The sequence below is a fragment of the Fictibacillus nanhaiensis genome (genome assembly GCF_023715445.1).
Lineage (GTDB): Bacteria > Bacillota > Bacilli > Bacillales > Fictibacillaceae > Fictibacillus > Fictibacillus nanhaiensis_D.
Window position 1 is genome coordinate 1,438,649 of the sequence record NZ_JAMBOD010000001.1, and the last position, 14,151, is coordinate 1,452,799.

The 14,151-nt window shown below is 37.9% G+C and carries 15 protein-coding genes and 1 pseudogene; 4 read left to right on the top strand and 12 right to left on the bottom strand.

Translation table 11 applies throughout. From position 1 onward, the window contains the following. Nucleotides 1-15: 15 nt before the first annotated feature. Complete coding sequence (locus M3196_RS07430; protein ID WP_251321583.1) at nt 16-513, bottom strand: DUF4362 domain-containing protein; 498 nt, start codon at nt 511-513, stop codon at nt 16-18. 153 nt (nt 514-666) lie between these two features. Between M3196_RS07430 and M3196_RS07435 the strand changes: the two genes are divergently transcribed. Then, nucleotides 667-1,566 (top strand): LysR family transcriptional regulator, encoded by a 900-nt coding sequence (locus M3196_RS07435; protein WP_251321584.1) that lies wholly within the window; start codon nt 667-669, stop codon nt 1,564-1,566. 6 nt (nt 1,567-1,572) lie between these two features. Here the strand turns inward: M3196_RS07435 and M3196_RS07440 are convergent, their stop codons facing one another. Continuing rightward, complete coding sequence (locus tag M3196_RS07440) at nt 1,573-1,755, bottom strand: aspartyl-phosphate phosphatase Spo0E family protein (RefSeq protein WP_251321585.1); 183 nt, start codon at nt 1,753-1,755, stop codon at nt 1,573-1,575. A gap of 234 nt (nt 1,756-1,989) precedes the next feature. On the opposite strand from M3196_RS07440, the gene M3196_RS07445 reads away from it, so the two are divergent. Beyond that, nucleotides 1,990-2,337, top strand: a complete 348-nt coding sequence (locus M3196_RS07445; RefSeq protein WP_251321586.1) for a DUF4260 domain-containing protein — start codon at nt 1,990-1,992, stop codon at nt 2,335-2,337. A gap of 278 nt (nt 2,338-2,615) precedes the next feature. On the opposite strand, the gene M3196_RS07450 is transcribed toward M3196_RS07445, so the two are convergent. The 9 genes from M3196_RS07450 to M3196_RS07490 form a co-directional block, all read right to left on the bottom strand. Beyond that, nucleotides 2,616-3,521, bottom strand: coding sequence for an AEC family transporter (locus M3196_RS07450; RefSeq protein WP_251321587.1), 906 nt, complete (start codon nt 3,519-3,521; stop codon nt 2,616-2,618). Between the two features lie 274 nt (nt 3,522-3,795). Further along, nucleotides 3,796-4,563 carry an ABC transporter ATP-binding protein gene (locus M3196_RS07455; protein ID WP_251321588.1) on the bottom strand — a complete coding sequence of 256 codons (768 nt, stop codon included), beginning with the start codon at nt 4,561-4,563 and terminating at the stop codon, nt 3,796-3,798. Between the two features lie 17 nt (nt 4,564-4,580). Then, nucleotides 4,581-5,585, bottom strand: coding sequence for an ABC transporter ATP-binding protein (locus M3196_RS07460; protein WP_251321589.1), 1,005 nt, complete (start codon nt 5,583-5,585; stop codon nt 4,581-4,583). A 17-nt stretch (nt 5,586-5,602) separates the two neighbouring features. Continuing rightward, on the bottom strand, nt 5,603-6,394 hold the full coding sequence (gene nikC, locus M3196_RS07465) for a nickel transporter permease (protein ID WP_425310988.1): 792 nt from the start codon (nt 6,392-6,394) through the stop codon (nt 5,603-5,605). Between the two features lie 62 nt (nt 6,395-6,456). Continuing rightward, complete coding sequence (gene nikB / locus M3196_RS07470) at nt 6,457-7,398, bottom strand: nickel ABC transporter permease (protein ID WP_251321591.1); 942 nt, start codon at nt 7,396-7,398, stop codon at nt 6,457-6,459. After that, nucleotides 7,399-8,940, bottom strand: a complete 1,542-nt coding sequence (nikA, locus tag M3196_RS07475) for a nickel ABC transporter substrate-binding protein (protein ID WP_251321592.1) — start codon at nt 8,938-8,940, stop codon at nt 7,399-7,401. Nucleotides 8,941-9,003: 63 nt separating this feature from the next. After that, nucleotides 9,004-9,876 carry a DMT family transporter gene (locus tag M3196_RS07480; protein WP_251321593.1) on the bottom strand — a complete coding sequence of 291 codons (873 nt, stop codon included), beginning with the start codon at nt 9,874-9,876 and terminating at the stop codon, nt 9,004-9,006. After that, nucleotides 9,873-11,177: an opine metallophore biosynthesis dehydrogenase gene (locus M3196_RS07485; protein WP_251321594.1), complete on the bottom strand. Its 1,305-nt coding sequence runs from the start codon at nt 11,175-11,177 to the stop codon at nt 9,873-9,875. Before M3196_RS07485 ends, M3196_RS07480 begins: the two co-directional genes overlap by 4 nt. A gap of 34 nt (nt 11,178-11,211) precedes the next feature. Continuing rightward, nucleotides 11,212-12,009: a nicotianamine synthase family protein gene (locus tag M3196_RS07490; RefSeq protein WP_251321595.1), complete on the bottom strand. Its 798-nt coding sequence runs from the start codon at nt 12,007-12,009 to the stop codon at nt 11,212-11,214. Nucleotides 12,010-12,419: 410 nt separating this feature from the next. Between M3196_RS07490 and M3196_RS07495 the strand changes: the two genes are divergently transcribed. Together M3196_RS07495 and M3196_RS21965 are read left to right on the top strand one after the other, a co-directional pair. Next, nucleotides 12,420-13,499, top strand: a complete 1,080-nt coding sequence (locus M3196_RS07495) for a tetratricopeptide repeat protein (RefSeq protein WP_251321596.1) — start codon at nt 12,420-12,422, stop codon at nt 13,497-13,499. Further along, complete coding sequence (locus tag M3196_RS21965) at nt 13,496-13,630, top strand: hypothetical protein (RefSeq protein WP_276531258.1); 135 nt, start codon at nt 13,496-13,498, stop codon at nt 13,628-13,630. Before M3196_RS07495 ends, M3196_RS21965 begins: the two co-directional genes overlap by 4 nt. Nucleotides 13,631-13,795: 165 nt before the next feature. On the opposite strand, the pseudogene M3196_RS07500 reads toward M3196_RS21965, so the two are convergent. Continuing rightward, a pseudogene (locus tag M3196_RS07500) lies at nt 13,796-13,992 on the bottom strand (zinc-binding dehydrogenase); the annotation flags it as partial. Between the last annotated feature and the right edge of the window lie 159 nt (nt 13,993-14,151).

Genomic DNA, 14,151 nt, shown 5'->3' on the forward strand with positions numbered 1-14,151 from the left:
CGCGAGAAGTTAATCTTATTTGGGCATTTCTTCTTGTTTTAACTGTATTAAAGAATATTCAATGGTATCTAATTGCTTTGAACAGCCATTTAATACAAAAATAGGATCTGCCATTTCTTCGACTAGAATTTCTGAACATGTATCTTTGTAAATACCTTTGTCCCGTCCGCCATACCAATCATGTGAATTATCGTACGTATAGTAATATTTTTCTCCGTCAAAAACAAGATCCTTGAATATCGGATCTCCTTCTTTTGAATAACTTGTAATTCGAATTTTATCTTCTTTTTTATTACTAGTATTTCTTATAAACTCATGAAAACGTTCAATGTTATGATTTTTAATACCCCAGATAATATCGCTCTTCTCTATCGCTTCTTTTCTGCTATAAGGTTCTGATGTTGCCAGATCAATCGGGAGAGGTGAAAACTCCTTCACGTCCATATGATCCTTATCCCCTATGTTAAACAAAAAGCTCGACGAAATCACAACTAATATACTTAAAAGCTTCATTTTGCCTCCTGAATATTTTGCCTATTTATTTATTAGACGATTTGCAAAATGATTTAGTTTCAGATTTCCATTTCACACAAATTATGTATTTTAAGCTAAAATGAATATAACGTCTTTTTCATTAATGTCTGCTTAACTCAAAGGAGAATTTGTATGAATTTAGAACAAATCAAATACATTGTTGAAGTTGCAAAAGAAAGTTCGATTACAAAAGCTGCTGACAAACTACATCTCTCCCCATCTGCGATCAGTCAATCGATCACACAGCTAGAAAAAGAGTTTGGCATCTCCATATTTACGCGTTCCAGGCAGGGCACAATTCCGACCGCTGAAGGAAAATCTATTGTGTCTAAAGCCTATGAAATCCTGCATAAAATGGATGAATTGCAGGAAGAGCTTTCTATTAAACAAAAAGCAAAAAAACTAACACTAAAAGTAGGCTGTGCACCAGCACTCACCTATATGGTGTATGATGCCTTTCTCCTATTTCATGAACAATTTCCTGGGGTTAACGTCATGATCAAAGAAATCGATCAGGATCATATATTAGAAGAAATAAAGAATGGAAGCATTGATATCGGGTTAAGTTCTTTTACTGAGTATGATTTATCTTCTATGAAGCATGAAAAAGGAATTGGGTACGAACCGCTCTATACTGGCCATGTCTGTGTTTGTGCAGGAAAGAAGTCTCCGCTGTACTATAAAGAATTTCTAACCCCAGCGGAATTAACCGATAAAAAAATGGTCATATACAACTCAAAAGGCGGAACAACATTTAATGATACGTATTTAAAAAACGAGCAAATTTTATTTTCATCGAACAATATAGAAGTTTTAAGATCTGCCATATTAGACGGTCATGCTTTTTCTTTCGTGCTGAACTTTACATTTAAAAAGAACGTGGATGTGCTAAATCGCAATTTAGCCCTCATTCCTTTTAAAAATCCAGATTTGGTTTATCAGGACTTTTGGACACTCTATCCCCTAACAAGAGGCTTAACAGCAGAAGCAAAAGAATTCGATCAACTAATGAGATATTTATTAGAGCAATAGAAATAGCTAAAGAGCATTCTGTTGTTTCTCCAGCATACTCTTTTGATAATAATAGATTAGCTTATCTAGCATCTGACTTTGTTTTACAAGTTCGGGACCGGAAAAATCATTTGAGCTCGGTCTGAGATCATACATCTTTTGACGGCACCTTTTGATTTCTTGCAATAGTAATTGCATCTCGTAATCCATTAAAGCAATCCCTTTCTAGTACACTAATAAATTCCATTTCTATTTATAACTTAAGGATAGAATGAACCCCAATTCATGTAAATTTAATTATTTTTAATAGATTTTCAGTTTTGCTTAAGTGGCTTAATTTAGTAAAGGAAAGCTTGGATACTAATCGATATTCTTTTTACACCGCCGCGTATGTACTGCAACATGTGCAAGCGGGTTCAAGATCAAGTATAAAGGGGAATGTTCATGCCTAAATTACTGCTGCACTTGGAAGAGTTGTCCATATTGTTAATGAGTGTTTATTTTTATTGGCATTTTGAATTTAGCTGGTTATTGTTCTTTTTACTATTGTTTGCTCCTGATTTATCCATGTTAGGCTATCTTATTAATAATAAAATAGGTTCCATTTGCTATAACCTGTTTCATACCTACATTCTAGCAATCTTATTATTATTTTTAGGATTTATTTGGACAATAGATCTACTCCTAATATTAGGAATGATAATGTCTGCCCATATCGCAATTGATCGAACAATTGGTTATGGACTCAAATATCCTGGTAACTTTAAAGAGACTCATTTACATAAAGTTTAGTTTTTAAAAGTTAATTTGCCGATTAGTCCAATCGTTTCAGACAAGCCTGAGTAAGATATAATGTGGAGGATGTATTCGTATATTCTCCTCTACAGTTTCAAAATAGGGGGTGTCTATTTTGAGTCTAATTAGCATTTTAGATGGTTTTTTCTCTTCTAAGAAAAGAGCAAAGAGCAAGAAGAACAAAAAGAACAAGAAATGATTTGGCTAACCCCAGAATATTAAAAAGAGCTGACCTATTGGTCGGCTCTTTTCAATCTCCTAATAAACTTCATTATTTATAACAAAATGGCTAGCAGGAATGGCAAAGTAACTAAAGAAAATAATGTACTTACTAACGTTGCACTTGAAACAAAATCTGGCTCTGTACCGAATTGAAGTGCGTACATGGTCGTGTTAGCCGCAGATGGCATGGCTGCCATTAAAATCATGATTGCAGCCAGCATCTCATCAACCGGCAAAAACAGCGTAATACCGAAAGCGATTAAAGGCGAGATTGCTAGTTTTAAAACTAACGAATACGTTAATTTCTCTACTTGTATATTTCGTAAAGAAATTTTTGCGAGCTGCATGCCAAGGATAATCATGATGGTTGGAATGGCAGAGTCCGCTACTAAATCTAGGGCTTCAGAAACGGATCCTTTAATTGGTATGTTTAATTGTTGAAACACCACACCTGCTATCGCACCGTATACAATCGGCATACGGCGAACCGCTCTTAAAGCAGATGAGACCCCATCGTTTTCAGGACTTCCTTTTGCTGCATAATAAATGCCGACCGTGCACATCACTAGCTGTTGAATGACCATTAATACAACAGCATAATCGAGTCCTGCAGCACCAAAAGCAAAAAGAGCGACAGGTGTTCCATAATTTCCGTTATTCATAAATGCTGACGCCAGGATTACACCGCATGTTTCACGCATGTTGTATTTCTTAAAATAACTGATTACATAAACCAGACCGATGAGTACAAAACAAAGAATAAGGGTGTAAACGAGCATATATCCATACGTTTTTGTAAAAGTAGTCTCGTAAAACGTGCGAAACACCAGAAAAGGTGACATGAGATATAGAGCCATTGTGGAAAGCGTTTGTGTTTCAAAACCAATCACCTTTTGTCCTATAAATCCAATCGCAAAGATCGCGAAAACCGGCAAAACGATGCTTAGCAGTTCTAACATATATAAACCTTCTTCCTAATTCACTTATGTATAGTAGCATATCGTTTAACGCTGTGCTGGTCTAGAGAAAGTGATTATGACTGTATAATTAAAAAAACAAAAAAGACTTTCTGCTTGTAACAGAAAGCCTTGAATTTAAACTATTTTTAAACTATTCATGTAATTTCCCATAAACTTCAGGAATGAAAAGTATTTTGGACAAGATTTTTTCTTTCTCCATAAACGCAACCGATATACATCTGTGTGTTGGTATCTAAAACTCTTTTTCTTTTTCTCATAGAATATCTTTCAAAGCTAATCCTACAAGTTTTTTTGTGTAATCATGACGTATTTCTGAGAATAACTCTTCCGTTCTAAACATATCAAGCAATGTTCCATTCTTCAAGACAGCAATTTGATCACACATAAATTGCACCGCTGCTAAATCATGGGATATAAAAATATAGGACATATTTAAATCTCGTTTAAGTTCTTTTAACAAGTTCAGTACTTGTGCTTGAACAGATACATCTAAACTGGATGTTGGTTCGTCGCATATGAGTAAAGCGGGTTGAAGACTGATTCCTCTTGCAATTGCAACCCGCTGTTTCTGACCGCCGCTCAGTTGATGTGGATACCTCTCCAACAACTCTTGTGATAATCCGACTTTATTGAATAACATACCGGCCATTAATTCCTTATTGTTCCTAACTTCTTTTAAAAACAGTGGAATGGTATCAGGATAGTTTTCTAAAGGTTCTACAACGGATTTCCAGACAGGAAGTTTGGGATTTAAAGAACTGGCAGGGTCTTGAAAGACAATTTGAACATGTCTCCTCACCTTCTTTAACGAATTTCTTTTATGTTGAACTCTAATCCCCTGAAAGATAATTTCACCTTCATCGATAGAATCAAGACCCAAAATCAATCTGGCCAATGTACTTTTTCCGCTGCCGCTCTCCCCGATAATTCCAAGACTTTCTCCTTGATTCAGGGAAAGTGTAATGTCTTTTAAAACAGGATTTGTGTCGTATGTTTTAGTAATCGAGTTAATTTCCAACATGCTGATCAATCCTTCCTTTAATTCGCAGCGTGACAGGCTACCCAATGAGCGTCGCTTACCGTCTTAATTTGAGGGATCTCATTACACGCTTCAAATACATAGGGACACCTTCGTGCAAAAGGACAACCTTTTTCTGCAATCAATCCAGGTTCCCCATAGATTGTACGAAGCTCCTTCGTTACTTCTTTGCTTAATTGAAGTCTTGATTGAAAAAGCAGTCTGGTGTAGGGGTGAGCGGGATTCTGATAAACATCACATGTTCTACCCCTCTCAAGTATTTGTCCACCGTACATAATAGCGATTTCATCTGATCTGTTCATAACATGTTTTAAGTCGTGCGTAATGAGGAGAATCGCACAGTTCAACTCTTTTTGAAGTCCCCTGAGTAGATCCAAAATTTTTTCTCCGGTCAAGACATCCAAAGCAGTCGTTGGTTCATCTGCAATTATCAGTCTAGGCCTTAACAAGATGGCACATGCAATGGCTGCCCTTTGTAGCTGACCTCCGCTCAATTGAAACGGATAGCTGTTAAAAACCCTGTCAGCTGGTAAGTTCACTTTGTTTAACCAGTAACGTACTATCTTCTTTGCCTCTGATTTTTTTGTTGGGCTATGACTCTGTATAACCTCGACAAACTGTTTGCCAATCTTTATAAAAGGTGTAAAGAAACTTTGATAGTTTTGTGAGACGTAGGCAATCTCTTTTCCCCGAACCTGCCTCATTTCTTTTTCAGATAGCGATGTGATCTGGTGGTTCCCTAGCCTGATCGTACCTCCTGTAATCTGTAAGGATGAAGGCAATAAACCCAATAAAGCTGTTGCAGTTAAACTTTTACCACTGCCGCTTTCTCCAACAAGGCCCAGCATTTCGCCAGCCTTGATCGATAAATCAATCTGTTTTACTAGGTCTTTTTTTACAGAATCTATCGTGATAGTAAGGTCCTCTATTTCAAGCAATGACTCCTCTGCTGTGTGAACAAGATCACCTGCATTTTTTATTTGTTTCTCAATTGTAGCCTCCATAACTCCCCTCCTTCTTCCTAATGCCGTTTCACATCAAGCTTGTCTCTTAGCCCTTCACCAATTAAATTGAACGATAAGACGACAAAAAAGATTGCCAATCCTGGATAGATCATTAATTCAGGAACTGTCTGAAAATATGGACGGCCATCATTCAACATCGCTCCCCATTCGGGTGCAGGAGGCTGTGCACCGAGACCAAGATAAGATAAAGAAGAGATAATCAGAATGACTTTTCCTATATCTAGTGCCGCAAGCACTAAAACAGGTGAAATGATTTGAGGTAGCAAATGTCTTCTAATAATCTTCCAGTTGGAACTCCCTGAGACCTTTGCTGCGGATACATAATCTTTGTTCCGCTCCAAAATAACGATGCCTCTCACAACTCTTGTGTACCCGATCCATTTTACGAAAACGATAGATATCATTAGATTGATCAAGCTCGGACCCAAAAAACCAGCTATCGTGATCGCCAATATGAATTCCGGTAGTGCTAATAGTCCATCTACTAAACGCATGATGACAGAATCGATGCGTCCTCCGATATACCCTGTCACAAGACCTATAGGGATACCGATCATCACGACTGATGCGACAACGAGACCCGTAATGCCTAAAGTAGCTTGTGCCCCAATAACGAGCCTTGAAAAAATGCATCTTCCCATGTGATCGGTTCCAAGTGGATAGGTAACACTTGGTGAGGCAAGTCTTTCTGACATGTTGGCTGATAGCGGATCGTTCGGTACGATAAACGGTCCTAACAGTGTTATGAAGATAATAACGGTAAGAAATGAGAGACCACATATAATCATGTGGTTCTCATTTTTAATTTTGATTCCTAGTTTGATGGCTTTAGGCATCTGAACATTTATTTTCATAATGCCTCCTCTTTTCTGTTAATCCGAGGATCAATGACATAATAAGATAGATCAACTAATAGATTCACGATGACAACAAATATACCGGTTAACAAGACGTAACCTTGAATAACCGGATAATCACGGTTAAAGATTGCTTCGACTGCTAAACTTCCCAAGCCTGGCCAAGAAAACAGGATCTCAACGACAACAGCTCCTCCTAAGAAGCTTCCTATGCTTAAACCAAAAACCGTAATTACTGGGAGGATGGCTGCTCTAAACGCATGAATCCAGAGTATTCTCCATTCTTTCAATCCTCTGGCTCTTCCGGCGAGGATGAAATCTTCCGACATGCTCTGCAGAAGTCCTGCTCGCAGGAGTCTAGCGTAAACGACGGCAAACGTGAATCCTAAGGTAAATGCAGGCAAGATGATGTGAGAATAGGAACCTATTCCTGAAGATGGCAAGATCTGCAGTTTAAAAGTAAACAGATAGATCAGGATTAACCCCAGCCAAAAATTTGGGATGGAAGCCCCGATCAAAGCAAGGATTCTGCTAACTTGGTCGGGCCATCTCCCCGCATTGATGGCAGCTAGAACTCCAAGCGGGATGGCTATGGATATCATAATAAACAGTGCGAATGTCGTAAGTTCGATTGTAATCTGTAAGCGCTCCATCAACTCATCCCATACTGGTTTTCCAGTCATATAAGACTTTCCAAGATCCAACTGAGCGAGATTCAGCATCCATTTTCCATACTGAACATAGAGTGGTTGATCAAATCCAAGGTCACTCCGGAGCTTAGCTTGATCTTCTTCCGTTACCAACATTTCATCTGCGTTTAAAATGGTTAAGACAGGATCGCCTGGAGCTAACTTCATTAAAGTGAATGTAAATATCGATAGAACCAGTAATACGATAAATAATTGAAACAACCGTTTTCTAATGATAAAGAGCACTTATTTTACATCCAACGTATGAGTTAGGATATAGTACTCCTCGGCTGTAGGGTTCCAGTTCTTAACTCGGTTATTCATACCTACGATAATGTTCGGATAGACGGCATAACTGTGGGCAACCTCTTTATTAATAATTCTGGCCGCCTTCTGAGTTAATTCTGTACGTTCATTTATATTACTTGTCGCGTTCAACTCATCGATCATTTCATTAAGTTCTGGTATATTGATCTTTCCTACATTTAATGCTCCCGTTTCCGTAAAAGCCGTGTTAAAGAAGTAGCTTCCATCCCCTCGAGGTGAGGTGTTGTTGCTGTAAGTTGCGAGATCCCAGTCTCTATTTTCAGCTAAATGAGTATCTGCGTTTTCAACGGTTTTGATCTGAATATCAATTCCAGACTTTTTTGCATCTGATTGGAGTAATTGAGCGATCAAGGGTAGTTCTGGACGTGCTTTGTACGTGATGAGCTCAAGTTTTAACGGTTTCCCGTCTTTCTCCATCTTACCGTCAGCGTTTTCTTTATATCCAGCTTCATTTAAAAGACTTTTTGCTTTCTCGACATCTACTTTTTTAACTTCATCATTTATTCCAAATGGCAGATTACTATTGAAAGGACCGTTAGCTGGAACCCCATGTCCAAGCATGATATCGCTTGCTACACTTTTTCGGTCTAGGAGAAGGTCTAGCGCCTCTCTGACTTTCACATCTGACACTTTCAGACTTTGACTGTTGTATAGGATGAAGTGGGCTCGAAGGCCAGGCACTGATTCTATTTTTAGTTCTTTATCTTTCTCGATGGACTTTAAGCTTTCTGCGGGAAGGTTGTATACAACATCTGCCTCTTTTGATTGCAAGGCAAGAGCTCGAACGTTTGCATCTTCATTAAATTTGATATTAGCCGAATCTAACTTTGGTTTTCCTGCCCAATACTCTTTGTTCTTTACAACCTGTACCTCTTGATTCGGTTTAAAAGCTTTTACTTTAAAAGGGCCTGTGCCGATCGGGTTGTTTCTGAATGCTTCTTTCCCCGCTTTCTTTTCTGCTCCGATGTTAACGATTGATGTATATGGGTTCACGAGTTCAGAGGGTAGTGCAGGATAAGGTTCCGTTGTTCGAATAGTGAGAGTCTGATCGTCTGCCTCCATAGATTTAATTTTTAATGAGCCGCCCAAAGATTCATTCACTTCAATACTTCTCTCAAGGGATTGTTTAACTGACTCAGCATCAAGCTTTTTCCCATCTTGAAAACTGACGTCATCTCTAATATTAAATGTCCACTCGGTGTTATCCTTCGTCTCCCACTTCTCAGCAAGCCATCCTTCAATGTTTGAGTTTTCATCCAGCTTCAGCAAAGTTTCAGTAATGCCGGCTCGAATAGGAATAAATCCTGTATGGGGATCTAAGTTAGCCGCTTTAAAACTAAAAGTCATAGTTACCTTCTTTTCTTCTTCCTTATTTTCTATGCTCTTCGTTGTCGAACAGCCAGCCAACAGTATAAGGATAAAACACAATAATCCGGTTATATATTTCTTACAACGATCCATTATTGAACCTTCCTTTACATCATATTAATCGTATTCATTACGATTTATAAAAACGAAAAAAAATTAAGCCTTTTTTAATTTAAGCTCCTTAACTCTTGCTTCCAATTCCTTTCTCCGAGATAAGAAGATACATGAGGCGATGATCAGGATACCGCCAATGACTGTTTTTCCGTCAGGGATCTCTATCCAGAACAAGAAGCCCCAAAAAGCGTTAAACACAATGCCAATGTAGCGCGTTATCTCGACAACCACCACATTTTCATGTGTAAAGGCGCTTGTTAAGAACAACTGTCCGATAAGAGAAACGACTCCAATACAGATCAGATAAAATATCTCTAAAGGTGACGGAATAACAAAATCGTTCCACATCAAAGGTATACTCACTACCGTTGCAGTGGCTAAAAAATAGAACACGATCTCATACGCATGGTGCCTCTTGCTTAAAAAACGAATGGATGTTGCAGCACAAGCCGCAAAAAATGCAGAGATGACCCCTACAAAAGCGTACATGGAATAAGAAGAAAACTCCTGTGGTTTAATAAGCATGAGAGCACCTAGCAACACAGCAGGCAGCACGTAAATAAGGGTTCTAGGCACTTTTTCTTTCAAACAGACACCTGCTAGAAATACCGCAAAAAATGGTGAAAGATGAGCAAGAATACTCGCATCTGCTAACGGCATTTTTGAAATCGTATAGAAGTAGGCCAACAGATAAAGAGCCCCGAAGATCCCTCTTACTGCAAGCATAGGTATCCCTGTTTTTGAAAAATCCACCTTCTTATGCTTCATGATAATGAAAATGATAATGGTACCTATTAAACTTCTAAAAAATACAGTTTCTGAATAAGGAATGTTTAAACTCACCGCTTTTACAAGTGCGTTCATAATACTAAAGACAAACGAAGACAGGACTGCTAGCCAGACGCCATTTGTCATGATCGATTTCCTCTTGCTTTTATTATGGCATTCACATCACAAATTGAAGAATCTTCCCATGGATGGAGTAATGACTCTTTCATCACTAGCTTGCTCTCTATCTTTTTACACTGCAATTCAAAATTATTAATAATCAACTTCGTTTTCGGCATTTCAATTCCTAACTTTTGGCTTATTCCATAGATAACTCTTAGCTTTTGATAATCTTCAAAAGGAATCCTTGGAACTTTCCATCGACCCTCTTCATCTCTGTTTGCATGTTTAAACGGAACGGCTGAAAACTCAAAGTATCTTCCATTTTCATCTGGTTGTGAGAAGGGATCGATAAGAATAGTTGAATAACGAATATATAATAAATACTCCTGTTTGGTTTCCTCGTAATTCTGATAGTTTTCAATATCTTCTCGTGAAAGGCATACTTCTGGAACCGGATAATTATCATCGTTCAAGAACTGCAATAAGTTAATGGGCTTTGCTCCCAGACGCTCTACTAAGCCTGACGTTTCTTTCCAAAGAGCCACCATTGCCCTAATCGTTTCTTTGGTGATCGGTCCTTCCGGATATAGTTTATACATAAATTTTTTTCCAGAAGTATGAAGCTTGAATATCTCATCTAAAGTAAAGGCATTCATAAAGAGCGCAGGATGAACATATGTCGTAATATTTCTGCATTCTGCATCGACAGGATCATCCACCTTCTCTGCTTTTATTCCTAAACCGTTTAGAAACCGTTGTAAAACGGTTAGCATATGGCTTTCTTTTTTTGAGGAAGCTACATAGATGCGTCTTTTAAAGGTTTTTGTATGCGCTCTTGTTACTGTAACTGAGCTTAAATATTTTGTAGCAGCGTAATAAGTGGACATACTTATGACTTCAACGTTACTTCTATTTATGCAACTTTTGACCAAATCATTAGAACCAATATTCGGTGAAATGAGGATAATTGTCTTTATACGCTCTAAGTTTTCAACATTAAGTGACTCCATTACATCAGAATAACTATGACAAGGCGTTGAAAGAATAAGCGTATCCCATTCATCTTGTAGATGGGCGCTGCTGTCAATAAAGCAGTCGATCTTAGCATCGTAAGCTTTATCGACACCCTGAACAGTAATTGAAACTTTATATTGGTTTCGTTTTAATTCCTCTCTTAAAAGATCTGCATGGGTACCGGTTCGGTTATAAAAACCTATCTTTTTGCTGAATCCTCTTGAAAGCTGAACAGCAGTTTGAATGGCGGCTGGTCCAACCCCTGCGATCAAGGTGTTTCCAAAATTTTTTCTGTTATCTTGATTCTGCACAGCTTCCCCCCTTTCTTGAATTAATCTTAGTAGTCTATGTATTTACTTTTTGTTTTTGTAGTATCATGGTGTCGTAAATACTATCTATCCCATCCATCCTTTTTAACTCCCAATCCTTTGAAAAATCTTTTTCTAACGGATAGTTAAATATCGATTTTAATCCGTTGCCGTACCGAATTATCACTTTTGTTCGCTCTGGCAATAAGTCTTTTAGATCCCTAAGCACATCCAGTTTATTTTTGACAAGAGAAGCTATCACAACATGCGTGGCTTTTCTCGCAAAAGGAAGATCTCTTAACTCTTTTCCTGAAAAGGAAACAAGAGTTCCAAGCCCCGTGATCTCAGCAACTCTCTCCCCCATCACAACTGCTTCTTGATCAATGTCAACGCAATACACTTCGGCATTTTTTTCACTAGCGATGGTGAGAGCCGAGACAGGAAATGCACCCGAACCAATAAACAATACTTTGGAATCGCTGTTAATTTCCAGTTCTTCTAATTCCCGTTTGACGGAACGAGATAGTGTGGTGATATACTCACTAGCGTTCATTAGATGATTGCAAGACCGTACGCTCTGGTACTTCTCCATCTGACAAAGTGCACGAACTGAAGTTTCTCGTACTCTTTCAGAAAAGGATACAATGTCCTCATCTTCTCCCCACTCTCGCCAAAGGCTAATGTTGTTTTCATCCGTCATAAAGTAATGAAGACTATCAAGCTTTGTTTTCAGCAAGTCAAAACACTCATCGCATTCTTTGGCAAATTTTGAAAGTTCATTGATTTCATACTCGATCACTTTCAAAGACAGCAACAATTGAAATCTTTCCTTCACTAAGTACCTCCTTTGAACAATTTATTAAATCGTAATTATTACGATTTGTATAATAACATTGCTCTCTATATGCGTCAATTAAATTTATCAAATATTAAAAATCACATTTAGGCAAAAAAAAACTCCCACTTAGTCCTGAGACAAAATTGAAGAGGTTACAATACTTTTAACTGAGGACACTTCTCCTTAATGGAGAAATCCACCTTAACTTCTTACTCCAAAGTCTCGCCCAATTACTGAATAAAAAGAAGCATATTTTTTACAAGATAAAGGGATTGTATCTTCGTTGTTGGGAAAATCTTGGTGAAACATGTATGATTAGACACATTGTTTAACCCTTATTTTCCCAAGTTAATTCCTACCAATATATGCTAGATTTAAATTAGAAATTATTTGGGAGGAGAAGTTAAATGAATGTTCAGACAGTTAGGGAAGATCCGATCGTCCAATCTTTAGAGCTTTGGCATCAGAGTATACGCACTAACAACATAGAAGAAGCGGATCGATTACATAATGAAATAAAGAGAACGATTATACAAAAAAAGGATTCTGACACAGAGTCCTATTACCAGTTGTATAAAAGCCGCTATCTTATATTAAAGGGAGATATGTCAGCAGCTCATGTAGAGCTTCAGCAGATTAAAAATGTCTATAGGATCGGGGACGAATTGAGGGGCTTCTACTTCCATTTTTTTAGTGGTATCCTCTCTACCAATCTGGGAGAATATGAACAAGCTGAAGCAAGCTTCATACAAGCGTATCGTCTATTAAACTATGTTTCTGAAGGGACGGTGAGAGCCGATTTCTTCTATAAGGCATCCATCCTGTATTACCATATTCGTCAGCCCTTAACGGCACTTAACTATGCCAACGATGCACTAAAAGGATTGAACGAATATCCCGGTTATGAAGTCATCACAGCGGACTGTGAGAACCTATTGGGACTTTGCTGCACGTCACTAAGACAGTACGCAAAAGGCGAAGAACATTTTTTAACGGCATTCGATATGGCGAAAAAAGTAGATCATCAGAAACTCTCTCTCCTTATCAAGTACAACCTGGGCTACCTATACGCAGAACAGAACATCTCAGACCTCGCGATCCGTTATCTGTTAGAAGTATACGAACAAGAGGAACCGTATTATAAGACCATTTACCTTCTTGCACGTGAGCATTATAAACTAAACAATCTCGAACAAGCAGAATTTTTCGTTAAAAAAGGAATCGGATGCACGAATGAAGAATATAAACATCACTTTCGTATTATGAAAGCTTTAAATAGTGGTGTGGAAGACAATGAGTTAGAGGTCATCGTGACAGATGGGATTCATTTTTTTGAGAAACATGAGCTCTTTGGATTTGTTGAAGACTACTCAGGAGAGTTAGCACAATATTTCCATCAGAAAGCAAACCATCAAAAAGCGAATCATTACTTCCACAAAGCAATTCTTGCCAAACAAAACCTGCAAAAAAAGGAGGCGCTAAAATGAAAAGAATCTTTACAGGAATCATTATCACTTCCCTGGCTCTGACAGCTGTCATCGCAGTTAGCTCTTTTTCAGGAGGATCTGTTAACCATGCTGAACATGGCCGTACGCTGACCATCTCACAGAATCTCTAATTTCCACAGATATAACGGTAGTGTAAAAAAAACCTCCTCACCTGAAGTGAGGAGGTAGATTTGCATTTACGTTCTTTTTTCTTAACCCCCATTCTCAATCCCATTTTTTCTTCATTACAGGAATTCTCTTTTTTACGCGTGCATTAAGTATTTCTATTTAAGGATTTATTCAATTATGTTAACTTTTATGACGACATTTCCCTTCTTATGTCCTTTTTCGACATATCTATGAGTTCAACAATCTCTTCAAACGCATAGTACCTGTCGATGACCACTTTTAACCTCCCCGTCTCAACCAATTCTTAAAGGACGTTTAGTGCTTCGGAAGTTTCAGGTGAATTTTGGCCTAATATTAGATTCATACTGCCATACGAATGAATAGAACAATGGTTCACTCTTTAATAACTGCTCTTTCATTAATTTCCCCTTAATTAAATTAGTAAAGCTGCCTATGATGGCAGCTAAATCAGCAGGTAAAATATAATCTATTAAATTTGTCATTCGTCCAATCCATTTGATAA